Annotated in this window: 20 protein-coding genes and 1 riboswitch; of the genes, 12 read left to right on the top strand and 8 right to left on the bottom strand. The window is 61.8% G+C overall.

What is annotated here, in order from left to right:
* Nucleotides 1-31: 31 nt before the first annotated feature.
* From CO670_RS33605 to CO670_RS00430, 8 genes are all read right to left on the bottom strand, one after another.
* On the bottom strand, nucleotides 32-166 hold the full coding sequence (locus CO670_RS33605; protein WP_280951309.1) for a hypothetical protein: 135 nt from the start codon (nucleotides 164-166) through the stop codon (nucleotides 32-34).
* The gene (locus tag CO670_RS32420) at nucleotides 160-627 is read right to left on the bottom strand and encodes a hypothetical protein (protein ID WP_141502205.1); all 468 of its coding nucleotides are present in this window, start codon (nucleotides 625-627) and stop codon (nucleotides 160-162) included. Before CO670_RS32420 ends, CO670_RS33605 begins: the two co-directional genes overlap by 7 nt.
* Before the next feature lie 109 nt (nucleotides 628-736).
* Nucleotides 737-1,144 carry a hypothetical protein gene (locus CO670_RS33220; protein ID WP_097588471.1) on the bottom strand — a complete coding sequence of 136 codons (408 nt, stop codon included), beginning with the start codon at nucleotides 1,142-1,144 and terminating at the stop codon, nucleotides 737-739.
* A 10-nt stretch (nucleotides 1,145-1,154) separates the two neighbouring features.
* Nucleotides 1,155-9,998, bottom strand: a complete 8,844-nt coding sequence (locus CO670_RS00450; protein WP_245425720.1) for a hemagglutinin repeat-containing protein — start codon at nucleotides 9,996-9,998, stop codon at nucleotides 1,155-1,157.
* A 97-nt stretch (nucleotides 9,999-10,095) separates the two neighbouring features.
* Nucleotides 10,096-10,647 (bottom strand): hypothetical protein, encoded by a 552-nt coding sequence (locus tag CO670_RS00445; RefSeq protein ID WP_097588470.1) that lies wholly within the window; start codon nucleotides 10,645-10,647, stop codon nucleotides 10,096-10,098.
* Between the two features lie 45 nt (nucleotides 10,648-10,692).
* Nucleotides 10,693-11,160 (bottom strand): hypothetical protein, encoded by a 468-nt coding sequence (locus CO670_RS00440; RefSeq protein ID WP_097588469.1) that lies wholly within the window; start codon nucleotides 11,158-11,160, stop codon nucleotides 10,693-10,695.
* A 13-nt stretch (nucleotides 11,161-11,173) separates the two neighbouring features.
* On the bottom strand, nucleotides 11,174-12,895 hold the full coding sequence (locus tag CO670_RS00435; RefSeq protein ID WP_097588468.1) for a ShlB/FhaC/HecB family hemolysin secretion/activation protein: 1,722 nt from the start codon (nucleotides 12,893-12,895) through the stop codon (nucleotides 11,174-11,176).
* A 13-nt stretch (nucleotides 12,896-12,908) separates the two neighbouring features.
* Nucleotides 12,909-13,532, bottom strand: coding sequence for an invasion associated locus B family protein (locus tag CO670_RS00430; protein WP_097588467.1), 624 nt, complete (start codon nucleotides 13,530-13,532; stop codon nucleotides 12,909-12,911).
* Nucleotides 13,533-14,112: 580 nt separating this feature from the next.
* On the opposite strand from CO670_RS00430, the gene CO670_RS00425 reads away from it, so the two are divergent.
* From CO670_RS00425 to CO670_RS00370, 12 genes are all read left to right on the top strand, one after another.
* Nucleotides 14,113-15,714 carry a S8 family peptidase gene (locus CO670_RS00425; RefSeq protein ID WP_245425719.1) on the top strand — a complete coding sequence of 534 codons (1,602 nt, stop codon included), beginning with the start codon at nucleotides 14,113-14,115 and terminating at the stop codon, nucleotides 15,712-15,714.
* A gap of 8 nt (nucleotides 15,715-15,722) precedes the next feature.
* Nucleotides 15,723-17,048, top strand: coding sequence for a hypothetical protein (locus CO670_RS00420; RefSeq protein WP_097588465.1), 1,326 nt, complete (start codon nucleotides 15,723-15,725; stop codon nucleotides 17,046-17,048).
* An 86-nt stretch (nucleotides 17,049-17,134) separates the two neighbouring features.
* Nucleotides 17,135-17,231, top strand: a riboswitch (TPP riboswitch).
* Nucleotides 17,232-17,307: 76 nt separating this feature from the next.
* Nucleotides 17,308-18,084 carry a hydroxyethylthiazole kinase gene (gene thiM / locus CO670_RS00415; protein ID WP_176538852.1) on the top strand — a complete coding sequence of 259 codons (777 nt, stop codon included), beginning with the start codon at nucleotides 17,308-17,310 and terminating at the stop codon, nucleotides 18,082-18,084.
* Nucleotides 18,081-18,716 (top strand): thiamine phosphate synthase, encoded by a 636-nt coding sequence (thiE, locus tag CO670_RS00410; RefSeq protein ID WP_097588463.1) that lies wholly within the window; start codon nucleotides 18,081-18,083, stop codon nucleotides 18,714-18,716. The genes thiM and thiE overlap by 4 nt, the downstream gene beginning before the upstream one ends.
* Entirely contained in the window at nucleotides 18,713-19,522 is an 810-nt protein-coding gene (gene thiD / locus CO670_RS00405) for a bifunctional hydroxymethylpyrimidine kinase/phosphomethylpyrimidine kinase (RefSeq protein ID WP_097588462.1), read from the top strand. Before thiE ends, thiD begins: the two co-directional genes overlap by 4 nt.
* A 227-nt stretch (nucleotides 19,523-19,749) precedes the next feature.
* Nucleotides 19,750-20,229 carry a GNAT family N-acetyltransferase gene (locus tag CO670_RS00400; RefSeq protein ID WP_097588461.1) on the top strand — a complete coding sequence of 160 codons (480 nt, stop codon included), beginning with the start codon at nucleotides 19,750-19,752 and terminating at the stop codon, nucleotides 20,227-20,229.
* Nucleotides 20,230-20,253: 24 nt separating this feature from the next.
* The gene (locus CO670_RS00395; protein ID WP_097588460.1) at nucleotides 20,254-21,276 is read left to right on the top strand and encodes a glycoside hydrolase family 3 N-terminal domain-containing protein; all 1,023 of its coding nucleotides are present in this window, start codon (nucleotides 20,254-20,256) and stop codon (nucleotides 21,274-21,276) included.
* Between the two features lie 44 nt (nucleotides 21,277-21,320).
* Nucleotides 21,321-22,967 (top strand): ABC transporter substrate-binding protein, encoded by a 1,647-nt coding sequence (locus CO670_RS00390; protein ID WP_097588459.1) that lies wholly within the window; start codon nucleotides 21,321-21,323, stop codon nucleotides 22,965-22,967.
* A 57-nt stretch (nucleotides 22,968-23,024) separates the two neighbouring features.
* The gene (locus tag CO670_RS00385) at nucleotides 23,025-24,002 is read left to right on the top strand and encodes an ABC transporter permease (protein ID WP_097588458.1); all 978 of its coding nucleotides are present in this window, start codon (nucleotides 23,025-23,027) and stop codon (nucleotides 24,000-24,002) included.
* Between the two features lies 1 nt (nucleotide 24,003).
* Complete coding sequence (locus tag CO670_RS00380) at nucleotides 24,004-24,882, top strand: ABC transporter permease (RefSeq protein ID WP_097588457.1); 879 nt, start codon at nucleotides 24,004-24,006, stop codon at nucleotides 24,880-24,882.
* Nucleotides 24,879-25,682 (top strand): ABC transporter ATP-binding protein, encoded by an 804-nt coding sequence (locus CO670_RS00375; RefSeq protein WP_097588456.1) that lies wholly within the window; start codon nucleotides 24,879-24,881, stop codon nucleotides 25,680-25,682. The genes CO670_RS00380 and CO670_RS00375 overlap by 4 nt, the downstream gene beginning before the upstream one ends.
* Nucleotides 25,679-26,578, top strand: a complete 900-nt coding sequence (locus CO670_RS00370) for an ATP-binding cassette domain-containing protein (protein ID WP_097588455.1) — start codon at nucleotides 25,679-25,681, stop codon at nucleotides 26,576-26,578. Before CO670_RS00375 ends, CO670_RS00370 begins: the two co-directional genes overlap by 4 nt.
* The last annotated feature ends 9 nt before the right edge of the window (nucleotides 26,579-26,587 follow it).

The raw sequence follows: 26,587 nt of genomic DNA, 5'->3' as shown, positions 1-26,587 counted from the left end.
GCAGAAGGGAATGCGCCATTGTCGGAAGCAGTCAGTTACGCTCGATACGAATAAGATCCTCATAATGTCCGAAATCCGGCTTGCGGGCGTAGTTCGCTGTCACGTCTGCCGTTCCGGTAGCCTTTTCCGCTCTGGGCGGATTGAAGTACTGGCGGCTGATCACCAAACTACCATCCTCCTTGAAATAATAGGTTGACGCGTTTTCGATTTTCTCGGTGCCGCCGACATATTCGCGATGCGTGGCCCTCTGAAGAAACAGCATGTCCGGCGAGCTTTCGGCAAAGACATACCCCAAGAATAAATAGATTTTTTAACGAAAATGTTTTTTGCTTCCAAGAATATTTCCCGAAATATCTCCTGATATGCCAAAATGTTAGGAATATATTTCTCATGAAGAAACACGGTTTTTACATGCATATTTCCGTTAACCGGATGAATAGGGTCTGCTGCCTTTAAAGCTTCTCTTGCGCTATCAAGCCAGCGTCCATTTGGGACCGATTCACCACTTGCGATGAACCTAAATTCCGGATCCACAGGAATACGAGAGAACTCCAGAGCGGCAAAGTGATGTGTCGGCCCTGTAATACGAGAACATTTGATAACATTGCCATCTATTCTGATAATCATTACTTCCACCAATCTGGCGCAGGGAAATTCACCGATGCTGCATCATGCGCTTCGCAATATCCGCAGTCTCGTTTTATCTCGATCCACCCAAGAATGAGGGTGTTGTTGCTCACTTAAAATCAACTTGGCACGTAGACAGTGGAAACCGCCGGCCGTCTGAAATTACGAAGTTTCCATCTTCAATTCGGGCCAACAGTAGGCCAAGCCCCATGGCACCGGCATTAACGTCTTTTCTCCAACCTTCGACGTCCCCGTGATACTCAATCGCGTGGAACATTGGCCCATCCGGTGGTGTAATCCTGCACCCGCTTTCATTAAGGCCACCACGCGTCGCCGCCCGAGGCTTAACGTCGCGTGTGAGACTTTTAAACTGCTTGGCGAACTGGTTTTTTCCATCATCCGAGAAATATGCAAACTCGACGCCATCGACTGACTGAGTGCCAGGAATGACCCGCGCGTCACGCCGCTCAAATTTCCCGCCGAGTACTCTCTCCAATCTGTCTAGTTGGCTCGCCATGTCTTTTCCTTCATTTGACAGGGGTTAGCAGGAATTTCACATTTGTTATTCCGTTCGCGAGAAACACTTTCGAGTAGTAGTTTGCAAACTCGACACTGTTGGTATGGTAAATTACCCCGCCTGCGAATGCCTGAGAATATTTCTTTGCCTGCGCCACCACCGTCGCTTGCTCCGTTTTCGACCATGACCAAGATCCGATCGTGCCGAATGGGTTTCGGATCGACTTCGTCCAGTCGGCGACATATTTTGCTTCAACCGCAGTGAGTTTTCCATCTATTCGTGTGACGTCATCTGCAATACCGTTGACCACCTCGCCGTCAACCACAGTCTGGTATCTACGCTCATCAGCTGTGGCGTTATCGTATTCTGCTCGCACATTTTCTTCATAACTGTCAGCCTTCTGGCGGGTCGTCCTGCCATCAGCCGTAACAGGCGTAGTTTCGAGGAGCTGATCGCCTTTGACGCTCAGTGCTGGATCAGAAGGATCGAAGTCAGTTTTTACCTTTGGCCTGACTCCAGCCAAACCTTCGGCAGTCCGGATATCATCCATGCACAGGAAATCGCAGGCGCCCAGGGTCGTCGTAATGGAACGGGCAAGCAAGCCCTCGAACTCGCCAAAGAGAGGGGTGCCCGCAGTCACCTGAGCAAGATATTGCCAAGTCTCGCCTTCTACGTCGCTTTGCCACCCGTAGAGCGTGTTTGCGATTGCCATAGGCGATGCGTTCGGATCCAGCGTCCAATCGGTATTCCCGATAAGGACGCGCAACTGGTCACCGTCTTTAATTTCCTGCAGTTTTTCACTAACACAGCTCAGATTACTGCCGCACAATTTGAGAGCGGTGAGGTTCGCCCGCGATTGGACAATCGCGGTATTCCAGGCACTCTGGCGACATGAAACTGGATTAGCCACTTTTTCGCACGCGGCGAATTTCTCGTAGAGTTCCTGCAGCTCTTTGTGTTTGAGATAATTGTTTTGGTAGTTGGCCGCCCCATAGCCAGCCCCTTCACCGCCGCCAATGATTCCGCCGATACCAGCCGTCAGACTTGCTCCGATCAACTTGGCGAGTGCGTCGCCTTCCGGTGTTCCCTCATATTTAGTGCCCTTGAGCATACCCTTGACGAGTTCGGCGATGGCCGGCGCCATCAAGGTCGTAACAGCGCCGCCTAGAGCGGCCTTAATCGCTCCCTCCCAACCGTTGACGCCACCAAGGATACCGCCACCGACCGCATGGAGTGCCGCGCGGCCGACCCCACCTTCCTTCCAGTAGTCCATTCCGGTCTGGTCTTGGTTCAGAGTAGCTTGTTTGTAGAGCTCGTTGGCAATGTCACCGACGAGCCCAGCCATCGTCTTCTGTGCTTCCTGCAGATCGGCCTGCGTCTTGTATTGGTCGCGCAGGATGTTCTGCAGATCCGGCAGGCCGGGCAGCGAAGTATTGGTGTTATCAGTGTCCCGGCGGATCGTGCCGATGTCCTGCGTCTGATGCTCTGGATCGGTGATAGTGATGCCGATATTGCCACCGATGGCCGAATAGGCTTTGCCGGTTTCGCTCTCCCCATCATTGACCTTTGCAAGGCTCAGGCCGCCGGAGCCGATCGAGACGCCGTAGGTGTCGGCCTTCCAGCGCGAATGGGTATCGACGTCGGTAACTTCAAGCGTGCCTGTTTCGAGATGATTCAGCTCCTTCGAAGCTTGGCTGGTGATCAGCCCGCCCACGAGCGTCGTCTTCTTGTCGATGGTCAGATCAAGACCGCCGGTGCCGGCATGGATGCCGGATTGCTCCGCGACGATGGCAGCGTCGCCCGTCGCCTTCTGCGTCGCACCGGATGCGCTGAAGCCGTCGGAGCCGATCGAACCGGAGAGATTGAGCTGACGGGCCTCAGCAGTCGCCGTGTCCACCAAGCTTTCGACCGTCAGGTTGCGGACGGCGGCGGTCACCGAATTTCCGGTAACGGTAGCGCCTCTCAGAGTGAGGTCGTTGGTGAGGATGGTAACGTCGCCGGTGCCATTGACATGAGTATTATAATGCGTGAGCCCCGTCGTGCCGTCATTGCCCTTGCCGTAAGATCCGCTGACGTTGACGCCGGGTGTGCCGCAACCGGACTTCGTGCCGCACTTCCAACTGACGCCGACACCGACGCTGTAGGACGAGTTCTGGCTAGATGTATCCGACGAGCCAATCGGGGCGTTGAGATTGATATTTCCGTTCTGCGCCGACAGGAAAATATCGCCGGCCAGCGGATCATCAGAGAGCGTCGGCAGGCCGAATTTGTCATAACCGGCAGCGATTTGCGCGCCTTCGCTGGTGATCGAGCCGTTCTCAGCCTCCAGGGTGATCGAGCGGCCGGCACGGATGCCGGTCACGACTGGCGTCGAAGATGACGAAGACGAACTGCTTTCCTGATGGTTGATACCAGCCGACAGCGAGACCGAGAAACTGAGACCTTTCGCCTCGGGCGACGTGTCCGTCAATTGCTTATAGGCTTCCTTCAGACCCTGGTAGCCCTGATAGAAGCCAAGGGCTGCGATGGTGGTGTTGGTGACTGCGTTGACGCGAGTGTCGCCGGTCAACCGCTCGGCCGAGTTCATGATGCTCTGGGCTGCACTTCCCAACTGACTGGAAACGGAGAGCGTCACGCCAGCGAAGGTCTTTTCGTGAATCTCCTCGTAATTGGTCTTATCCGCTGCCGAGAGAAGGTTGATGTCCTTGCCGGCGAAGAGGTTGACATCGCGCTCGGCTGAGGCCCCCGCAGCCTGCAGATTGACATTGTTACCGGCGGAGATGTTGAGGTCGCGGCCGGCAGACAGCATCGAGGCTGCGTTGGTGTTGGATTGCTGCGCCGAGCTGTCCTTGCTCGTCTGCGCGCCGATGCCTACCGAGAAGCCGCCCCCGCTCGAACCGAAAGAAATGCCGAAGCCGGACTTCTTCTCCTGCTCGGACTGCGAGAAGCTCTCTGCGCCAGGCGTGACGTTGACATCACGCTTGGCTGACAGATTGATGTCGTTCTCGGCGTCGACGGACGAGCCCATAATGTTCAAATCGGTGTCTCGGGCCGTCAGATTGACATCCTGGCCCGCCGAAAGTGCCGAGCCGACATTCAGCGTCGACGCCTGGGCGCCCTTGTTCTGCTGGCTGCCGTAGATCGAAATGAAGCCGCCACCGCCGCCGATGCCGAAGCCGGATTTCTTGCGCTGCTCTTCGAACTCGTGGGTTTCCTGCGCCCCGACGATCGAAACGCTGTCGCCCTCGACGGAAATCGAGCCGTCGGCATTGGCGCTGGAACCCGCGATCACTGCCGCGCCACCAGCGTTCAGGCTGATGTTGCCGGATGCGCCGAGTTCAGAGCCAACGGTGGTCTCGTCATAGCTCTTGTGGCTGGACGACCCCTTGGACAGGAAGCCGCTACGCGAGCCCTTGTCATCCTTGGCACTGGTGTCCTTGCCGGAGGCGATGATGAGGTCGCCGCTGGCGGTGATGCTCAGGTCTGCCGCGGCGCCGCCCTCCTTGCCGGCCTCGATCTTCGAGGCCGAGATGACCGTGTCCTTGCCCGAGGTGATGTCCACACCGCCGCCGCCTGTGATGGCGGAGCCGACGGCTGTCGTCGTTTCGAGATGGGTGGTCGTCTTCTCGCTCTTGCCGAGGAAACCGCCTTTGGTGCTGAGCCTGGTGTCGAGGGTCGCGGTGTCGGTGGCTTCGGCGATCGTCACGTCGCCGTCGGCCTTGAGAGCGAGCTTGCCGTCGGCTGCAAGCTTGCTGCCGACGATGTTGAGGTCGTGATCGCCGCTGCCGCTGCCTGCGGTCACCGAGAGGTCGCCGCCGGCCGATATCTCAGAGCCGACATGGGTGATCGACGAGGCGGACTTCTTGCCGAAGGTGGATGCGGAATGCTCCTGCGCGGCCGTGATGTTGATATCGTCGCCGGCGGTGAGCGCGACATTGCCGCCGGCCTTGACGGAGGAGCCGGAGAGCAGGATGTCGTCGTCGGCCTTGATGGTCGCATTCGTGCCGGCGGAAAGCTGCGATTGCTGCTGGTCGGTGGAGAGGGTCCTGGTGTAGCCGGACTGGTTGTTGCGGGCGACATCGGTCGAGACCACGGCCACCGAGCCGTTGTCGGCGATCACATCGAGCGTCGTGCCCGCCTTGGCGGAACTGCCGATGACGTTGACATTGTCGGTGGCCTTGATCGTCAGGGCCTTGCCGCTGGCGACCTGGCTGCCGGTGGCATTCTGCTGGCCATCGTTTTCGACCTTGGCGGCATCCAGCGTCACGTTTTTGCCGGATAGCGTGGCGTCGCCTGTTGCATTGACCTTGACGCCCTTGAGTGCCAGATCGCCGCTGCCGCCGGCAAGCTGCAGACCGCCGCCCGCCGTCACACCGGCATTGGTGTTGACCATGTTCTGGCCGCCGAGCGTCATGGTCTGGGCGGCGAGCGTGATGCCGTTGGTGGCGTTGAGCACCGTGTCGCCGCGCGACAGGAACGTTCCGCTGCCCTGAATGGTCTTGCCGGTGACGGTAAGCCCGCCGGCGGAGGCGATCAGGCCGGAATTGTCGAGATTGCCGACATCCATATCGACCGAGCCGCCCGCCATGGCGGCACCGGCGCCGGTGAGCTTCTGCCGGTCGGCGGCGGCGACATAAACGACTGGTGCCAGCACCTGGACGCCGTTGACGGTCTGCCATTGGTAGAGGACGATCGACTCGGTGAGAGCTGCCGCCTGCTCAGGCGTGAGGCCCTGGCCGACGGCCAGGTGGTGATCGTTGGCATAGTCGGCACCGTTGTCGAGCAGCGTCTTCATCTGCTCGATCGCGCTGTTGCCGGCGATGAAGGTGCTTCTGCCGAGGCCTTCGCCGACGAGCTGGCGCAACTGCGTGTCGATCAGTTGGTTCTCGAAATAGGCGTCTCCCAGGAACGGAACCGTGGTGTTCGGCTGATAGCCGATGCGGTCCATGAAATAGCCGGAGCCGTAGAACTTGCTGACATCAAGGAAGTCGCCGCGGGTTTCGAACAGGAATATCTGGTGGGGTATGTTCCCGCCGACGCCGCCCGATTGCGGTTTGGCGGCGGCCTCAAGGGCTGCGCCGTCGAGGCGGATGCGTTCGGCAATGTCACCGAGGCCGGAAAGCGGGTTGCCGCCGCCGAGGCCGGCGCTGACGTTGAACAGCGCGCCGCCGGCGGTCAGGCCGGTGAGCGCCGACAATGGATCGCCGGGATTGCTTGCTGCCGTGACGCTGGCGCCGCCGGCCATCGAGCCGGCCGCCGACGTGTTGTTGACGCTGCCGAAATCGACCGAGAGCGCGCCGCCGGCCTTGATATTGGCCGAGACGCCGCCGATCGCCTGGACGGAGCTGACGATCGTCGAGCCGTTGGCGATGTTCTTCGAGGGATTGGCGTGGCCGTTGGCATCATAGGCGGTGCAGGCGCCCTGCGCGCTGCAGGTCGTCGTCGTCGTGCGGAAGAGGGTGACGCCTTCATTCTTCAGTGTCGAACCCTTCAGCGTCGCGTCGCCGCCGGCCTCGATCGAGCTGTAGGAGTTGGTGAGATTGGTGGCGTCGATGGTGAGATTGCGGCTCGCCCGGATCGTTGCTTCCGGGCTCAGCGTCCCGGTCAGGCGGTCCTCGTAGACCGACTGGCTGAGGTGGGACGACCAATCCCATGAATAGGTGGTGCTTTCGTCCGAGCCGCTGAAATTGACCTCGTCGACGATGAAATAACGCGACGGATTGTTGGGATCGGCCACCGGATTGCCGTTGGCATCCCGCGGCACGCGGGCCCTGATCCAGTCGATGATCGGCCCGACTTTCTCCGGTCCGTCGGCCGAGATCCACGTCCATGCACGATAGGTCGTGCCGTCGGCGAGCGTCGCCTTCGACCAGAGCAGCGGCTGATAATCCTGCCACAGCCCCGGATCAACGCCGGCATAGAGCTGGTACATGTTCTGATCTGCGGTCTCGAGGTAGCCGAAAGGCAGGCCGGCGGCGGCGGGATTGAGCGTGAAGCCGCTGACGACGCCTGATGACACCAGGTTCCCGGTCGTCCATTGCGGCGTGGTGGCCCGCTTGTTGGTCAGGTTGTCGGTCAGGATCGACATGTCGTTTCCGGCCTGGATCAGACCGGATATGTTGGTGACCGCGGTGTTTCTCTGTCCCGATGTCAGCCCGGCAATCTCGAGGTCGTTGCCGGCTATGATGGCGCCCTGATTGTTGGTGAGCGTTCCGCCGATGAACAGGTCGGCGTCGTGGCCGGCATAGGCAAGGCCGGTGGCACTGTTGGTGAAATTGCCGGAAATGTTGAGCGTCAGATCATCTTTGGCCGCCAATTGTCCGGCATTGGTCAGCGACTGCAGCGTCAGCGCCAGGTCGTCGGCGGCGAGCAGTGCTGTGCTGGCCGAGGTGGAGAGACCGCCGGCATTGATGGTGATGTCGCCCGTGCCGCCGGCACTCGTGACGGCATTGATGGTGGCGCCGCTGAGATCGGCCGTACCGGAGAGATTGAGGGCAAGGCCGCCGAGCGTGAGGCTGTTGTTGCTGAGATTGGCGCTATCGGCATTGAGCGTCAGCGTGCCGCCGACGGCGATATTGCTGGCCGCGCCATTCGAGAGATCGATATTCGTGGTGGTCAGCGTCAGCTTGCCGGCGGTGCTGGTGGGATTGCCGTAGCTGATCTGACCTGAGGCCGTCAGTGCCGCGCTGCTGAGGCTCTGCAGCTTGGCATAGGCGATGTTCTGGCTCGCATCGGCCGAAAGAGCGCCGCTGCTCAGCAGCGCGTCGCTGACGGCGATTGAACCATTCGTGGCGGCAAGGCTCATGGCGCCCGCCTGCTGCAGCACCAGCGCGCCATTTGCGGACTGGGCGGTGGCGGCGAAATCGACGCCGGAAGCGAGGCCTCCGGCCTGTATGGACGGACCCCTGACCGAAATGTCGCCCGCAGCAAGAAGCTGGCCGGTGATCGAGGTATCGGCGTTGACCGAAACGTTTCCATGGCCGCTGACGTTGTCGGCCTGGAAACGGCCGGCATCTACGAGCAGCGCGCCAGCGGCGATGAGCGTGTCGACATCGACGCTTCCGCTGCTACCGGCATCAAGCGTAAGATCGCCCGACGGGCCGAGGACGGCTGCGCCGCCCGACGCGGCGGCTGTGGCGGCAAAATCGAGGCCTGCGACGATTGCATCGGCCGAAATTGAGCTGCCGGTGATGGACACGTTGCCAGCGCCGAGGATCTGGCCATTCACATCCGTGGCGGCCTCAATGGCAACAGCGCCATGCGCGGTGATGGATTCGGCGGTCAGGGCAGCCGCCGTAACCGACGTATCGCCGGCCGACAGAAGCCCGTCGACATTGACCGCGCCGCTGCCGGCAACCAGCCGGATGTCACCGGCGCTGCCGAGAACCGTACTGCCGTTTGCGGCATCCGTCGCAGAAATATCGAGGCCGGAGACGATCGTTCCGGCCGAGATCGAACCGCCTGAAGCCGTCACGTTCCCCTGCGCCAGCATGTCGCCGGAGATGCCGATATCGGCGCCTGCGGACAGCGTGAGGCCGCTGCCGCTGACGAGCGAGGCTGCGGCGATCGCGCCCGATGTCGCGGTGATCGCCAGCGCATCGGTGCTCTTGACCGCACCTGCAATCTGGATGTCGCCTGACGTGCTGGACAAAGTGAGCGCATTGCCGGCGACGACGCTGCCGGCCGAAATGCCGTTCGATGACGACATCACCACGTTGGCGGCGCTGTTGACCTCGCCGCTGGCACTCAACAGACCGCTGCCGCTCGAAAGCACGATGTCGCCATCGGCGGCGACCGTATCGAGGGTGATGCCCTGATCCGCCTGTACGGCGACCTTTGCCTTCGACGTGACCTTGGACGCCGTTACCTTGGCCTTCGAGGAGATCGAGACGCCCTGCTGGCCGGAGACGTTGCCCAGCGAGATCTTGCCGTCGGCCGACAGGGACAGCTCGTTGGTGTTGGCCGCCATGTCGCCGCGCATGCGCACGCCGGCGCCCTTCTCGGTGACGACCATCTTGATGCGCCCGGCCTGCATGGCGCCGAGCGCCGAGCCATCGATCGCGTATTCCGGCGTTCCCGACGTCGCCGATAGCGCCGCCGCATTGCCGGTCTCGTAGTCGAACTTGTTGCGCCCGGCGGTCACGCGAATATCGTTGCCGTAAACGGGACCGTCGATCGTGACCGTACGGGAGACGATATCGAAAAGATCAACGCTGCCGGCACCGGCGGCAAGGTTGGCGCCCTTGGAGCCGAAGCTGATATCGCCACCATTGACGGTGAAGCCCTTCAGCGCGCCATCGGCGCCGATATCGGGAACGCCCGTCGTCAGCGTCGCATGCGGTGTGTTGATGAAACCGCAGCCGTCGCAGGTGATGCCGTTCGGGTTGGCGATGATCACATCGGCCCGCCCGCCGAACACCTCTATCGGCCCGTTCAGTGCCGAGCGGTTGCCGCTGGTGACCTCGTTGAGGATGACGGATGCTGGACCTGATATGTTGAGATTGGGATTGCCCGGTGTGACGCCGCCGAGACTGGAGTTGCCGATCTCGCCCTTGAAGTTGTTGAGGATGAGGCCCGGGGTGCCGACGTTGAAGCTGTCGTATTTGTTGTGTGACAGGCCCTGGCTGTTCGGGGTGACGATGTCGATGAGCGGCACGCCGTTCGGGGCCGTTCCGACGCCCGGCTGATTGGCGGCGGGCGCCGTGGTGCTTGCCGAGACCGACTGCGCATTGGCCAGCATCGGCTGAAAGACCAGCAAAGCGCTGAGCGCGATGGCGAGCGATCGCTTGGCGAACCTGCCGAGCCGGCAGCCAAGATCCATCGCACTCGAACCAAGACCGGTTTCTTCACGCATCGTTTTGTCTTTCCAAACGCACAACTGGTTTTGTGTCTCGACATCAATCGCGCCCCGGCGCTGCCTTCGCTGGCACCGCCGGGCCACGTCGCAGTATTTATTTCTGGGTGAGCCAGGTCTTCACGTTGCGCGTGAAGGACTTGGACAGGCGCTGCGCCATGATGTCAGGCGCTCCTGACGTCGTCGCCGCGTTGATGGCGACAGCGATGATGACCCCATAACCGCTTCCGCGCATGGAGAGGTCTTCGCCATGGATGTTTTGCGCTTGCGCGATCAACTGCCCGGTCTTGGCATCCTCCAGCCGAACGGTTCCGTCGATCTTGCTGTCGTGACCGCCGATAATGCGGGCCTGCTTTGTGGTGACGTCGAACACATGCAGCGTCACGACCAGCCTGCCCCTATTAGGGCCACCGGGCACACCGATCAGTTCCTTCGACATCGTGGCCTGGAGGGTGCGAACCGCCTCCTGGACCTGCTGGTCCGGCTTGTCGCCGAAACCGAATGTCTTGACGTCGGGAGCCAGTTCGATCCGGATCTCGCGCACAGATGTCCGCTGAAGGGCGGCGATCAGCCGAGGATCGGTCGCCGTGACGCAGGACGCAAGCGTCGCCGCCAGAAAGAGAAGGGTTAGAAAACGCACGGTACGCATACGAAACTCCAGAATTTACTTATAAGATTCAAATATTTGCAAAACTCAGTCCCGGTTGCTCGACGACGATGCCGGTTTTGGCTTGCTGTCGAGATGCTTATAGAGTTCGGTCAACTGCGACTTGGGCGCAGGGCATCCCTTCGATTTGGCGATGCTGGTCAGGACATTGTTCCTGTTGCGCAATGCATCGATCTCGACCTTCTCAGGCGATTTCGGGTCCATGAAAAACAGTGCCGGCAGAAACAGAAGCACACCGGTCGCCCCGAGCACGATGTTCTTGCCTTGCGCATCGGTACGCTCCTTCACCGTCGACGTGATCTGCCGTTCGTTCGCCTCGAATTCACGCGTGATGCCGGCGCAGTCGAAAGCGCTGTCTGTCGGATTGGTCGAGGCGACCGGCCGTGCCTCTCGTCCGGCGCAGCCGGCAAGAGAGATGGAAAAGGCGAGGAGTAGCGCCGTCGACCGCGAAAGGTTTTTGGCGGGCTTGTTCATCGAGAGTCCGGGGATGGTCATTTTCTTGCTTTCGTTACCAATGAGTGGATGCGCTGAAATAGAAGAGGCCGCCATCGACGCCGTCGACGCTGCTTGCAAGGATCGCGGAATAGCCGAGATCGGCGCTGATATTGCCGCCGACGGCGCGGATGCCGGCCGTCCAGCCGGCGAGATCGCCGCCGATTATGTCGAACCGCTTCTGCCCGTAGATGTGGCCATAGTCGAAGCCGAGATAGGGGCGCAGTTCGCCGAAAGCCTTGGCCGCCGGGCCGCCGCTCTGGTTCGATTGCGTTCTCCAGACGATCTCGTTGTGGCTGAAGACGCCGTTATTGCCGAAGAGCATGCTTTCGCGGGTGCCGCGGACATTGCTGTAGCCGCCCAGAGAGATCTGCTCGGCGCCGAGGAGATTGTCCGGGGAATACTGACCGCTGATGAGCGATGTCAGCTCGACTTGCTGGCCGGCCAGCTTGAACGGCTGCGTCACGCTGATGGTGGCATTGAATTTCGAAAACCGCGGATCCGCGTCTCCGGCGCCGGGCTCTCCCGGATCGACCGCATCGAAAAGGCCGAGCCCCTTGTCATAGCTGACGTCGAATACCCAGATGCCGCCGAACATACGCCGGGAATGGGAAATGCCGATATCGCCGACCGTATAGCGGCGGCTGCCGACCTCGATCAGATTGCCGAGCAGGAAATTGTTGGTCTGCTTATAGGTCAGGCTGCTGCGGACCGTCGTGATCGAATCCTTGTCGCGGAGGACGACGCGATCGACGCCGAGACCGGCCTGCCCCGAATTGCCGGAGGTGTCGAGCGAATTGAAGTTTCCTTCGACCGTGCTTTCATATTGGTACCAGGAGCCGTTCAGCGAAACGGTGGAGTAACCGTAGGGGACGCTGACGCTGCCGGAATAGCTGTTGCCATAGCCGTTTCCGTCATCGCTCCACGGATAATCGGGGCCGCTGTGCTCGTAGGAAAAGTTCCACTGGTCGTTGATGCCGAGCAGATCGTCGTAGCCGAGCGAGGCCGAGCTTCTGGAAAAACCGGTGCTTTCCTGCCCCATATTGTTATTGCCGAGGGAGACATGCCAGGGCCGGCCCTGCCGGTTTTCGATGTTCAGGATGGAGGTTCCGTCCTTGGGACCCGGCAGCATGGCCGACTTGGCGTCGTTGGCCTGCAGCCGGTTCATCTGATCGAGCCCCTGCTCGATATCGCGGATATTGACGACTCGGCCGATCAGGCCTGGAAAGGCTGTCGCCAGTGCACCGCTGCCCACCAATTTCTTGCCGTTGAGATAGATGTCCGACAGCGTGCCTTCGACAACGAGCAGACGAAGAATCCTGGTCTTGCGGATATCCTGCTGCGGCACGTAGGCGCGCGAGGTCACATAGCCATGATCGATATAGAGGTGCGTGACATCCTTGAGGACCGCATTGATCTCGGCGAGGCCGACACATCGGTTGCCGTAAGGCGCCGTCACTTTACCAAGCTCTCCCGGCGAGAGCAGCGTCGCCCCCTCGATCTCGACGCGCGTGATGTCGAAACAGGCGCCATTTCCCTGGCTGGCGGGCAAAGCCCCGTTTTCCGCATCTGCGCTGCCGCCCGGTGTCGCGCGCCGCAGGGCGTCCAGCCGCTGCGTTTGCGACTGTTCTTCCTGCCGGCGCGTAAAATCATCGGCAGGCGATTGCGCGTAGGCGGGAACGGCGCCAATCACGAGAATGGCGCCAACGGCCAGGCAATATCGAATTTCTATCGTCATTTCTGAAATTCGATTACCTGGCTGCCGTGGACTGAAGTTCGTCGAGGGCCGGCTTCAGCCCTTTCAGCGAAAAGCGGATATTGACGTTCTGGCCGTTCATCAGCCGCACCAGCCCTTCGGCCGCCGATCCCTTCTTCAGCGCCGCCGTCATCTTCGTATCCAATGCCTGCTGCGCCCAGCATCCGGATTGGTTGCAGTTGCGGTAAGCGAGTTTGGCGACCGGCTTGCCGTCCGCCTTGATCGACAATCCGGCAGGCAGGAAGACGTTGAGCGGCAGAAGCGCGGTCAGCATCAGCCGCGGCTTGCCCTTCTCACCCTTGCCCTGCGAAAGGGCCGGCGAAGCGGCAATCGCCAATGTCAAAATGTTGACGTTCTCACCGTCTCTTGTGACCTGCGCAACCTGGGCGACTTCGCAAGCATCGGCGCCCTCGGAACTCGTGCAGCGATAATACCACTCATCGAACTTCCGGGACTTCATGGCTGGCGCCGGCTTCGTTGCTGCCTGCGTCTGTTCCGGCCCTTGCCCCGCCGGATCGGGAGATTGCGCGAGGGATGAGTTGATACTGGCCATGAATATCAGAGCGGGGGCGATGATCCGGAGGTCTCGCTTCATGCCGCTTTTTGAAAATTTGTTCATTGAAAATGCAACTTCAGGAAGATTTTATTCAGCTGTAAAGCCATATCGCTGCAATCGATCGGACGGTCAACCTTAACGTGTCAGGACGGTAAAGTTTGTGTTAGACATTTACTTCGCGTTCCAAGATACGAAATCCTCTCAACCCAAGCCTTTCAGCAAGAAATCGTCTGTGATTTCTGACATCCGAATAGAGTTGAACGCTTAAGACAATAAAACGACACGCAACTTATGCGAAGCTGTCGCGATACTCTCTTACATTGAAAATTCCATACATAAACGGATAAGACGAATAATTCGCGCAATCCAGAATATAGAATGGCTCTCGGGAAGATCAGCCCTGCCTTCTCCAAGAAGAAGACCTCTTCGGCGTGGCGCCTTCCTTGGCTAGACGTGGCAAATGCCGCAAACCATGCATGTAGGCAGGCAAGCGCTCAAATATAAAGGTGTATTCCAGAAATACATTGCACCCACGGTTGCTGCTGTTATTCTTCTCTAAAAAGGAGAGGACAGCCGCATGGCGAAACGGCAACGACCGCCCGAGCCCCCGACAGAACCCGACGACAGCATCCGGGAAAACCTGGTGAAGACCCGAATCGGCGGCGATCTCTCGTCCTTTATGAAAGGCGATCCGGATCAGCCGAAGAGGGCCGGCAAGGCGCCGGAAAGCTTCGATGTCGTTATCGAGTTCAACCGCGATTTTCCGGGCGGCGTGACGGCGGCGCGGCAGCTCTTGTTCGAGGCCTATCTGTTGCATCTCGATAGGATCGGCGCGACGGACGAGAGCAACAATCTACGCCGCTTCGGCATGGCGCCGCCGCTCGGCATGCCTGCGATCTCTGATGATATCAAGCTCGATCTCTCGCAGATATTCTCGAACGGCAGCCGGATCGCCGCCAAGTCGCTCTGGACCGACAGCTATGTTTTCGCGACCCTCACCCGGCAAGCCATCGGACGGCTGTCCACCTGGGCGATGCCCGGCAGCGGTGATGAAAAGACCAAGGGCGGCGAGAAGCGGAAACAGATCCCGCTCGTCTACAAGATCTGGCACGACCACGAGATCTATCGCTGCGTCTATGAATCGGTCCGGACGATCAAGGGCGACGCGGCGCAGGCCTCCTTCGCGGCCAGCGGAAAAGGCATCGTCTGGGCCGTGGCCGATACCGGCATCGACGAGACGCATCCGCATTTCTCGACGTTGAAGACGCTCGAGCTGCCGGATGGCCTCAGCCACTGGGATTTTACCTCGGACAATCCCGATCCGGCATCGGCGCCGAAGACCGCGCTGACCGACGCCGCCGGCCATGGGACCCATGTCGCCGGCATCATCGCGGGCCGGACGTCCCTGAAGGAAGTCCCGAAGACAAGCGGAATAAAGAAGATCTCGGTCACCTCGGAAATACGCAAGGAGGACGATACGAAGTCCAAGATCACCGAGGAGCATGAGGGCGTAATTTCAGGCATGGCGCCGCATTGCAAGCTGATGAGCCTGAAGGTGCTGGTCAACGACAAGCAGGGCAAGCTCAGCAATCTGCTCGCCGCGATCAATTACGTCCAGCGCTCGAATGATTACGGCCGCAACATCAAGATCCATGGGCTCAATCTGAGCCTCGGCTATCCCTTCAACCCGGTGTGGTTCGCCGCCGGGCAAAGCCCGCTTTGCGTCGAGGTCAACAGGCTCGTCCGCTCGGGCGTCTGTGTGGTGGTCGCGGCCGGCAATGCCGGCTACGGCACGGTGACACAATTTTCCGGAGCGCCGGAGCGCGCCGCCCATGTCGGCACGATCATGGATCCCGGCAATGCCGCGCTTGCCATCACTGTCGGCTCGACGCATCGCGACATGCCGCACACCTATGGCGTCTCCTATTTCTCCTCGAAGGGACCGACGGCCGACGGGCGCATGAAGCCGGATCTCGTCGCCCCCGGCGAGCGCATCGTCTCCTGCGCGCTCCCAGACCGCGACAAACCGAATGAAGCGCCGTTCCGGGAGGATACCGGCACGAGCATGGCGACACCGCATGTTTCCGGCGCGATCGCCGCCTTCCTGTCCGTCCGGCGTGAGTTTCTCGGCCAGCCGGAGCGCGTCAAGGAAATCTTCGTCGGCGCTGCGACCGACCTCAAGCGCCGGCCGGAGTTTCAGGGCGCCGGCCTGCTCGATCTGATGCGAACACTGCAAGCTGTGTAGGAGGACACATGGACACGCTTGGACCCTCGCCACTCCTATGGCTCGAATTCGACAAGGACGGCGCGATCGATCCCGCGCTGACGGAGAAACTCGCCGCCCTGCTGAACCAGCCCGGCATGACCGATCTCGTGGTCATCTCGCACGGCTGGAAGAACACCAAGGACGATGCCCGCACGCTCTATGGAACGCTCTGGGCCAACGCCTGCAAGAAACTGACGCCCGACAAGGCGCGCCGCACCGTCGTTGCCGGCATCGTCTGGCCGGCCAAGGCCTATCGGACGGATTTCGACACGGAAACGCTGGTGGCCTCAGGCGGCGGCGCCCAGGCGGCCGACGGGGCAGCGGCACCGGTCGAGGATCTCGACGACGAGGCTTTTAAGGAGGTGCTGGCCGATTTCGAGGATCTCTTCGGCGCGGACGGCACCGCCACGGCCGAAAAGGCGCGAGCCGCAGCCGAAACGCTCGATGAAACGACGTCGCTTTTCCTCGTCAGACAAGGCAAGGCGGCGATCGGCTCTTCCCGATCCGATACGGAACTCAAGGCGGATGCCGAACCGATCGCGCTTGCGACGGAAGATGCCAATAGCGCCAAGGTGCTGATGGAAGGTCTCGTCCCGCCGCCGACCTTCAGTCTCGAAAGCTCGGTCGGCAAGGCGCAGGGTCTCGGCGACTTCGTCTCGGGCCTGATCTCCGGCCCGAGAGCGGCGGTAGCGCGTTTCCTGAACCAGCTCACCTATTACGAAATGAAGAAACGCGCCGGCGTCGTCGGTGAGGCACTGACCAAGAACGTGCTGTCGAAACTCGTGCTGCAGCAGCCGATCCGGCTGCATCTCGTCGGGCACAGCTTCGGCGCCCGGCTGGTTTCGGCGGCGGCGAACAAGCTCGCCCCCGTTCCGAAGCTGGAATTCTTCTCGCTCACCTTGCTGCAGGGCGCCTTCTCGCACAATGGTTTCGCCAAGGAGATCAAGCCGGGCCTCGCCGGCGCCTTTCCGGATGTGGTCGGCAAGCCGACCGGCCCGATCTGCGTCACCCATACCCATAACGATCTCGCCTGCACGCTTGCCTATGCGCTGGCCTCGCGCCTGTCGCGCGACATCGCCAAGAGCATTGGCGATGCCAACGACGAATTCGGCGCGATGGGGGCGAACGGTCCTCAGCACCTGAAGGCTGGGCAGGCGGTCGAGGACGATGCGGATGCCGTCTTCGCGCCGAAAGCCGGCAAGGTGAACACCTTCCTGGCGGACAAATACATCATCAAGACTGCGGCGTCGGATGCCCATAACAATGTCGCGAATGAGGAGGTCGGCCGGCTGCTGGCAAACATCGTCGGCTGATCGTCTTCGATCTGACCGCACCGCGCGCTTCGCAGAATTGTCGTTTTCGGGGTGACATGCGCCCCGTTCTCTGCAAAAACAAACCCGATGAGAGACAGGGGCGTCCGCCGGCAGGCGGGCTGAGAAGCACCCTTCGAACCTGAACCGGATCATGCCGGCGGAGGGAGTCGCTCGGGGTTGGGCCTTGCCCGCATGAACCGCCCCGTGCCCTGCCCCCGCCTGAAAGGGGCAACAGCAGATGAAGACCACGTCGGGAGCAATGCTGAAGGCGATGCGCGAAAAGCCGCCGCTCGTTCAGTGCATCACCAATTACGTTGCCATGAACATTGCGGCAAACGTCCTGCTCGCCGCCGGCGCCTCGCCGGCCATGGTGCATGCTGCGGAAGAAGCCGGCGAATTCGCCGCCATTGCAAACGCATTGACCATCAATATCGGCACGCTTTCGCCCCAATGGATCGAAGGCATGCAGGCGGCTGCCAAGGCGGCGAACGCAGCCGGAAAACCCTGGGTGCTCGATCCGGTCGCGCATTACGCCACCGCCTTCCGCCGCAATGCGGCCGCCGATCTCCTCGCGCTCAAGCCCACGATCATTCGCGGCAATGCGTCCGAGATCATCGCGCTTGCCGGCGGAGAGAGCCGCGGCCAGGGCGTCGACAGCCGTGATCCGGTCGAGCAGGCGGAGGATTCGGCGCGGCGGCTGGCGGAACGGCAGCAGTCGATCGTTGCCGTCACCGGCGCGGTGGATTTCGTCACCGACGGTCAAAGGGCCGTGCGGATCGCAGGCGGCTCTGCCCTGATGCCGCAGGTCACCGCGCTCGGCTGCTCGCTCACCTGCCTCGTCGGCGCCTTCGCCGCGACCGCGCCCGAGGATCTCTTCGGCGCGACGGTCGCCGCCCTCGCAACCTTTGCCGTCGCCGGCGAAGATGCGGCGCTGGGCGCTGCCGGCCCGGGCTCCTTCTCCTGGCGCTTCCTCGATGCGCTCGCCGCGATCGATGCCGAAACGCTCGACGCCAGGGCAAGGGTATCGGTCGTATGAAGCGCTTCGACCTCTCGCTCTATCTCGTCCTCGATCCCGATCTCTGCGCCGGGATCGGCATGGTCGAGACGGCGCGCCTTGCCGCTGCCGGCGGCGCGACGATGGTGCAGCTGCGTGACAAACATGCGGGCACAACGAGAATGATCGAAACCGGCCGGGCCTTGAAACAAGTGCTCGACGGCACAGGCGCCCTCCTCATCGTCAATGATGACGTCGAAGCGGCAATCGCCATCGGTGCCGACGGCCTGCATATCGGCCAGGACGACATGGATGCGCGCACGGCGCGGCAGATGATCGGCCCCGGCATGATCCTCGGCCTGTCGGTCGAGACCGCGCAGCTCGCCGGCGCCGTCGATCACGATATCGTCGATTATGCCGGCGTCGGACCGGTGTTTGCGACACCGACCAAGGCCGACCACAAGCAGCCGATCGGTTTTGACGGGCTTGCCAGGCTGGTACAGTCCTCACCGGTGCCGTCGGTCGCCATCGGCGGGCTCAAGGCGGAACATGTGGCAGATGTGTTTGCCGCAGGCGCCAAGGGGCTTGCCGTCGTTTCCGCAATCTGCGGCGCGCCCGACCCTGAAGCGGCAACGCGCCGCATCGCCGCAGAAATCCGAAAGGTCCGCCCATGATCCGCAACGTTCTTTCCATCGCCGGCTCCGATCCCTCGGGCGGGGCCGGCATCCAGGCCGACCTCAAGGCCTTTTCCGCCCGCGGCGTCTATGGCATGGCGGTGTTGACGGCGCTGACGGCGCAGAACACGCAAGGGGTGAGCGGCGTGCATCTGGTGCCGCCGCAATTCGTCGCAGACCAGATCGATGCCGTCTTTGCCGATGTGCGCGTCGACGCGGTCAAGATCGGCATGATCGCCAATGCCGGGATCGCCGAAGCCGTCGCAGCAGCCCTCGCAGACCGGCGCGGCATTCCCATCGTTATCGATCCCGTCATGATCGCCAAGGGCGGTGCCGCCCTGCTTGCGCCCGAAGCGGTCGACGTGCTGACCCGCCGGCTGCTGCCGCTCGCAACCCTCCTCACGCCGAACCTGCCCGAAGCCGCAGCGCTGCTGCACCAGCCGGTCGCAAGCAGTCGCGAAGAGATGGCGGCACAGGCCGAGCAGCTGCGCGCGCTCGGCCCCGCCGCCGTGCTGGTCAAAGGGGGCCATCTCGACAGCGATGAGAGCCCCGACGTGCTTGCCACGGCCGGCGGCCTGCACTGGTTCGAGGCGAGGCGCGTGCCGACCAAGAATACGCACGGCACCGGCTGCACGCTCTCCAGTGCGCTGGCGGCCGAGCTTGCCAAGGGCGCCTCGGCCGAGCAGGCCGTCGCCATTGCGAAGGATTATCTCGCCGATGCGGTCGCCGCCGCCGGCAGCCTCACCGTCGGCTCCGGCCACGGCCCGGTGCAGCATTTTCACGCGCTTTGGAAGCACGGGGAATAACCGATCTCGCCGAAAGCGGCGCAGGCATCAGGATTACGCGAGAAAAACGGCCCGGCCTCCCCGGGCCGTTTTCGTTCGTGCGCTCGGACGGTGCTGAAGCGAAGCTGCCGGGACCGAGCGCACTGCCTATCTGAAAATCCCTGTTGACAAGCCCGACCAGATGGCCAAGTCTATAACACTAAAAGGGGATAAGTTCCGTAATAACGGAATAATTGGAGGAGAGACAGGTGCCGGACCTGCTTGTGAGCTTATATTCCGCCAAGCTCGCCGAACTGAAAGAACGGGCCGATATCGTCGGCGCCTCGCTCCGTCCGGCTCTTCCTCCGGAACTGCATCTCGTCGTCGGCTGGGTTCGCGAACAGTTCAGCGAGAACTGGGCGAGCGAAGTCGCCGTCGCCTTTTGCCGCCAGCCTGTTGCCTGCCTGATCGCCGTCGAAGACGGCAAGCTGCTCGGCTTTGCCTGCTACGACACCACCGCACGCGGCTTCTTCGGTCCGACCGGCGTCGCCCCGGAAGCGCGCGGCAAGGGCATCGGGCTCGCCCTGTTTTCCGCCTGCCTTCAGACCATGAAGGCGCTCGGCCATGTCTATGCCGTCATCGGCGACGCCGGCCCGGTCGATTTCTACGCCAGGACCGCAGGCGCGATCGCCATCCCCGCGCCCGACAAGGGCATTTACGAAGGCATGCTGAAAAGCAAGCCGAAATGATCATCTGATACCGGAGCACCAGAATTGTCCTCGACCCCGCTCGCCCTCTTCGTCGGCCTTCCCAGTCCCGTCATTTCAGACGATGAATTCGCCCTCTTCCGGGAGACCAATCCGTTCGGCCTCTTCGTCGGCCGGCGCAATCAGCGCGAGCCGGAACAGACGAGGCGGCTGATCGAACGCTTCCGCGAAGCCGTCGGCCGCGACGACGCGCCCGTCTTCACCGACCAGGAAGGCGGGCGCGTCCAGCACCTCGATGCCGGCCCCTGGCCGCTCTTTCGCAGCTTCGGCCAGTTCGCCGAACTTGCCCGCCGCGATTTCGATCTCGGCAGAAAGGCGCTCCGCCTTTCCTCCCAGGCCATGGGCGCGATGATGACGGAACTCGGTCTTTCCAGCGGCTGCTCACCCGTTCTCGACCTCGTCTTCGAGACGACGAGCGCGGTCATCGGCGCCCGCTCATTCGGCCCGGATCCCGATGTCATCGCCGCCCTCGGCCGCGAGGTGGTCGACGGCCTGCTGGAAACCGGCAACATGCCCGTGATGAAACATATTCCCGGGCATGGCCGCGCAACGCTCGACTCCCACAAGGAGCGTCCGGTGGTCGACGCCTCCCGCGAGACACTGACCGCTACCGATTTCAAGCCCTTCGTCGCCCTGAAGGACACGCCCTGGGCCATGGTCGCCCACGTCGTCTATTCGGCCTATGACGCAGAACTTCCGGCCTCCGTCTCGCCCGTCATGCACGACGTGATCCGCAAGGATCTGGGTTATGAGGGCGTGCTGATTTCCGACTGCATTTTCATGGAGTCGCTCTCCGGCACGCTGCCGGAACGCGTCAGCCAAGTGCTAGACGCAGGTTTCGACATCGCGCTCCACAGCCATGGCGACATTCCCGAAAGCGAAGCTGCCGCGAAAGCCGCCCGCCCGCTGACGGACGCGGCCCTGAAGCGGATCGCCGCCGGCAAGGCTCGCCTCGGCAATCTCAAGATCGATGTCCGCGCTGCCCACCGCCAAGTCGAAGACATGTTTGCCAGCGCATCGGTCTCCTGACCGGCGCGCCATCTCTCACCGCATAAGAAAAAGGGGAATAGAACATGAAAAAATATCTTCTAGCAGCCGCTGCCCTGACACTGCTATCCGGCTCCGCCATGGCGCAAACGATCCTGACGGCGAATATCGAACCCGCGACGACCTGGGTGCGCAACTTCAATCCGTTCAACCAGACCTCGGCGCGCCAGTCGACGCTCGATTTCATCTATGAGCCGCTGGTCATTTTCAATCGCTTCGACAGCAACAAGCCGGTCTATCGTCTCGCCGAAAGCTTCAAACTCTCCGACGACCTGAAGAGCATCGAATTCAAGCTGCGCCCGGACCTGAAATGGTCGGACGGCAAGCCGCTGACCGCAGCCGACGTCAAGTTCACCTATGACTACCTGAAGAAATTCCCGGCGCTCGACTTCGTCAGCATCTGGACCTTCGTTACCGAAGTCCAAGCCGTCGACGGCCAGACGGTGCGCTTCACGCTCGCCAATCCGAGCTCGCTCGCCGCCGAGCAGATCTCGCAGCTGCCGATCGTTCCCGAACATGTCTGGAAGGACGTCGCCGATCCTGTCACCTTCGCCAACGAAAACCCGGTCGGCAGCGGCCCGCTGACGGAAGTGCCGCGTTTCACCGGTCAGACCTACGATCAGTGCCGCAACCCGCATTATTGGGACAACGACCATCTGAAGGTCGATTGCATCCGCTTCCCGCAGCTCGCCGACAACAACCAGATCCTGACGGCAACGGCCGACGGCACGCTCGACTGGGGCGTCTCCTTCATTCCCGATATCGACAATGTCTATGTCTCCAAGGATCCGGAGCACTTCCACTACTGGTATTCGCCGAGCAGCATGGTCGCCTTCCTGTTCAACCTGGAAACGGCAAACGAGAACAACAAGAAGGCCTTCAATGACGTAAAATTCCGCCGTGCCCTCGGCATGGCGCTCGACCGCAAGACGATGATCGACGTCGCCGGCTACGGCTATCCGACGCTGAACGAAGATCCCGGCCTGATGGGCGAGCTTTACAAGAGCTGGGCGGACCCGTCCGTCAAGGCCGATTTCGGCAAGTTCGCGACCTATGACGCCGATGCCGCCAAAGCCCTGCTCGATGAGGCGGGCTACAAGGACAAGGATGGCGACGGCTTCCGCGACAATCCCGACGGCAGCAAGATCTCCTTCTCGATCATCGTCCCGAACTCCTGGACGGACTGGGTCGACACCGTCAACATCGCCGTCGAAGGCATGCAGGCGGTCGGCATCGACGCCAAGATCGAAACGCCCGAGGAGGCCGTGTGGACCGGCAACCTCATCAACGGCAGCTTCGATGCGGCGATCAACAGCCTGCCGGCATCGGCCTCGCCCTATTACCCTTACAAGCGCGCCTTCAGCTCTTCGGACAAGGGCAAGACCCGCTTCACCGCGCAGCGCTGGTTCAATCCTGATGTCGAGAAACTCGTCACCGAGTTCACGCATACCGCGGATCTCGCCAAGCAGAAGGAAGCGATGAACAAGGCGCAGCGGATCGTCGCTGAGAACATGCCGATGATTCCGGTCTTCAACAATCCGAACTGGTATCAGTACAACACCAAGCGCTTCACCGGCTGGTCGACCAAGGAAAACCCCTTCGTCAATCCGTCGATCTCGCGAACGAACCCGGCGCGTCTCTTGAACCTGCTCGCACTCGAGCCGGTCAAGTAAAGGCATTGATCTCGGGAGCGGTGCTTTCAACGCCGCTCCGGTCACGACGGAGTTCCCATGGCTTTCCTGCTTCGCCGCCTCGTCTTCTACATGGCAGCCTTCATCGCGGCAGCGACGATCAACTTCTTCCTGCCCCGCCTGATGCCGGGCGATCCCGTGCAGATCATGTTTTCGAGCGCCGGCGCCGAATTGCCGCCGGAAAGCCTACAGGCGCTGAAGCTCACCTTCGGCTTCGTCGACGGCCCGCTCTGGCAGCAATATCTCACCTATCTCGGCAGCATCTTCACCGGCGATCTCGGCCGCTCGATCAAATATTTCCCGCTGCCGGTCACCTCCGTGCTCGGCCACGCCCTCGTCTGGACCGTCGCCCTGATGGGAACGGCGACGATCGTCAGTTTCGCACTCGGCACTTTCCTCGGCATCCTCGCCGCCTGGCGCCGCGGCAGCAGGTTCGATGTCGTCGTCTCCGTCGGCGCGATCTTCGCAACCTCGGTACCAGCAGTCGTTACCTCGCTGATCGTGCTCTTCATCTTCGGTTTCACGCTCGGCTGGTTCCCGAACGGCTATGCCGCCGACCCGTCGCTCGATCCGGCCTTCAGCCTGCAATATATCGGCAGCGTCGCCTATCACGGCATCCTGCCGATGGTGACCCTCTGCACCGTGCTGATCGGCGGCTTCACCGTCACCATGCGCAACAACATGATCAACCTGCTCGGCGAGGACTATATCGTCATGGCCCGCGCCAAGGGCCTTTCCGACCGGCATGTGATGCTCTGGTATGCGGCGCGCAACGCCCTGCTGCCGACCGTCTCCAGCCTTGCCATCGCCATCGGCACCATCCTCGGCGGCTCGCTGGTGACGGAGGTCGTCTACAACTATCCCGGCCTCGGCAACATTCTCTACCAGGCGATCCTCGCCCGCGACTATCCCGTCATCCAGGGCCAGCTCCTGATTATGACCGCGACCATGCTGATCGCCAATTTCATCGTCGACGTCAGTTATGTCCTGCTCGATCCCAGGCTGAAGGGAGCATGAGATGAAGAGCCTGCTTCGAAACCGCAAGGCGCTGGCCGGCCTGCTGATCATCGCCTTCATCATCGTGGTCGCGATCGCAGCCCCGCTGCTGACGCAATACGATCCCGCCGCCCGCACCGGCAGGCCGCACCAGCCGCCGTCACTCGACCATCTGCTCGGCACGACCCGCATCGGCCAGGATGTCTTCGCCCGCCTGCTCTACGGCGCCCGTACCTCACTCGCCGTCGGCTTCGGCGCCGGCCTGCTGATCACGCTGGTTGGTACTGCGCTCGGCATCATCTCCGGCTATCGCGGCGGCAAGACGGACGAGATCATCAGCTTCTTCACCAATATGGTGCTCGTCGTTCCCAACCTGCCGCTGCTGCTGGTGCTCGCCGCCTTCATCGGTCAGGCGAGCCCGCTCGTCATCGCGCTCATCCTCGGCGCCACCTCCTGGGCCTGGGGAGCCCGCGTCACCCGCGCCGAGACGCTCTCCGTCAAACAGAAGGATTTCGTCAAATCGGCCGAGATGATGGGTGAGCCGCAATGGCGCATCATGACATTCGAGATCTTCCCCAACGTGATCTCCATCGTCGGCATCAATTTCATCGGCAGCGTCATCTTCGCGATTATTACCGAGGCGACGCTGGAATTTCTCGGCCTCGGCGATCCGAAAGCGATTTCCTGGGGCACGATGCTCTATAACGCGCAGAAGGCTTCCGCCCTTTCGGTCGGCGCATGGTGGGATATCCTCACACCCTGTTTCGCGCTCGCTCTCCTCGGCATCGGCATGTCGCTCCTGAATTTCGCCGTCGACGAGATCGCCAATCCGCGGCTGCGCACCGGCAATCACCTGAAGCGCTGGTCCCTGCTCGTCCGTTCCGGGGAGGGCCGCCTGTGACCCAGCCGCTGCTTTCGGTGAGGAATCTCACCATCGATTACATCGGCGAGCAGAAGGATTTCCGCGCCGTCGACGATGTCAGCTTCGACGTGGCGCCGGGCGAGGTTTTCGGCCTTGCCGGCGAATCCGGCTGCGGCAAGAGCACCATCGCCTTCGCCATCAGCCGGCTGCACAAGCCGCCGGCGCTGATCCGCAAGGAGAGCCGCATCCTGCTCGACGGCCGCGACGTGCTCGGCCTCGACCGGCAGGCGCTCGCCGCCTTCCGCTGGCGCGAGGTCGCCATGGTCTTCCAGAGCGCCATGAATTCGCTGAATCCGGTGCTGCGCATCGAGACGCAATTTTATGACGTGCTGCGCACGCATAAGAACATGAGCCGCGTGCAAGCCCGCGAGCGCACCGCCGAGATGCTGAAGCTCGTCGACATCGCGCCGGATCGCATGCGCGACTATCCGCACCAGTTTTCCGGCGGCATGCGCCAGCGCATCGTCATCGCCATCTGCATGTCGCTCGATCCGAAACTCGTCGTCATGGACGAGCCGACGACCGCGCTCGACGTAGTCGTCCAGCGCGAGATCCTGCAGCGCATCAACGAGCTGCGCCGCCGCTTCGGCTTCTCGGTTCTCTTCATCACCCATGATCTCGGGCTGATGGTGCAATTCTGCGACCGCATCGGCATCATGCTGTCGGGCAGGCTGGTGGAGCAGAACGCCGCCGAAGCGATCTACAGGGCACCGGCGCACGATTACACGAAAAAGCTCTGGGCCTCCTTCCCCTCGCTTCACGGAGGAGTGCTGCTATGAGCGACGCCATTCTCGCGCTCGACATGGTGACGAAGACGTTCGGCCATGGGTCCGCGGCCGTGCATGCGGCCCGCGCCATCTCGTTTTCGCTGCATGCCGGCCGGGCGCTGGCGCTGGTCGGCGAATCCGGCAGCGGCAAGACCACCTGCGCCCGCATGGCGATGCGCGAATATCTGCCGACATCCGGGCGCATCCTCTACAAGGGCCGGCCGGTCGAAGCGGCGAATTCCGCCGAGATCGCCCGCTACCGCCGCTCGGTGCAGATGATCTTCCAGGATCCCTTCGCTTCGCTGAACCCCGCCCACACCATCGCCCATCATCTCAGGCGGCCGCTGAAGCTGCATCGCCCCCACATCAAGGGGACCGAGATCGATGCGACGGTCCGAGAACTGCTGCAGCGCGTCAGGCTCGATCCCGATCTCGTCGCACCGAAATATCCGCATGAGCTCTCCGGCGGCCAGCGCCAGCGCGTCAACATCGCCCGCGCGCTTGCCGTCAAGCCGGAAGTGATCGTGGCGGACGAGCCGACCTCGATGCTCGATGTCTCGGTACGGCTCGGCGTGCTGAACCTGTTGAACGAGATGAAGCGGGAGATGAATCTCGGCCTGCTCTATATCACCCATGACATCGCCACCGCCCGTTACGTCGCGGAAGATATCGCCGTGATGTATGCCGGCCAGATCGTCGAATGGGGCAGCGTCGCCAAGGTGATCGACAATCCGCTGCATCCCTATACAAGGCTGCTGCTTTCGGCCGTGCCCGATCCGGATGTCCGCTTCGAGGATCCGAAAGCCCGGCTAAGGCCTGAGGAGGTGGACGACATCCGCCGCCGTTCCGCCGCGCCGCAGGACGATATCGTCGAAGTGGAGCCGGAGCATTTCATGCGGATGATCTGACAGTCCGTG

Source organism: Rhizobium sp. J15 (assembly GCF_002531825.1).
In the GTDB taxonomy this organism is placed as follows: Bacteria; Pseudomonadota; Alphaproteobacteria; order Rhizobiales; family Rhizobiaceae; genus Rhizobium.
The sequence above is the reverse complement of the archived record's forward strand: the minus strand, read 5'-3'. Positions and strand labels throughout refer to the sequence as shown.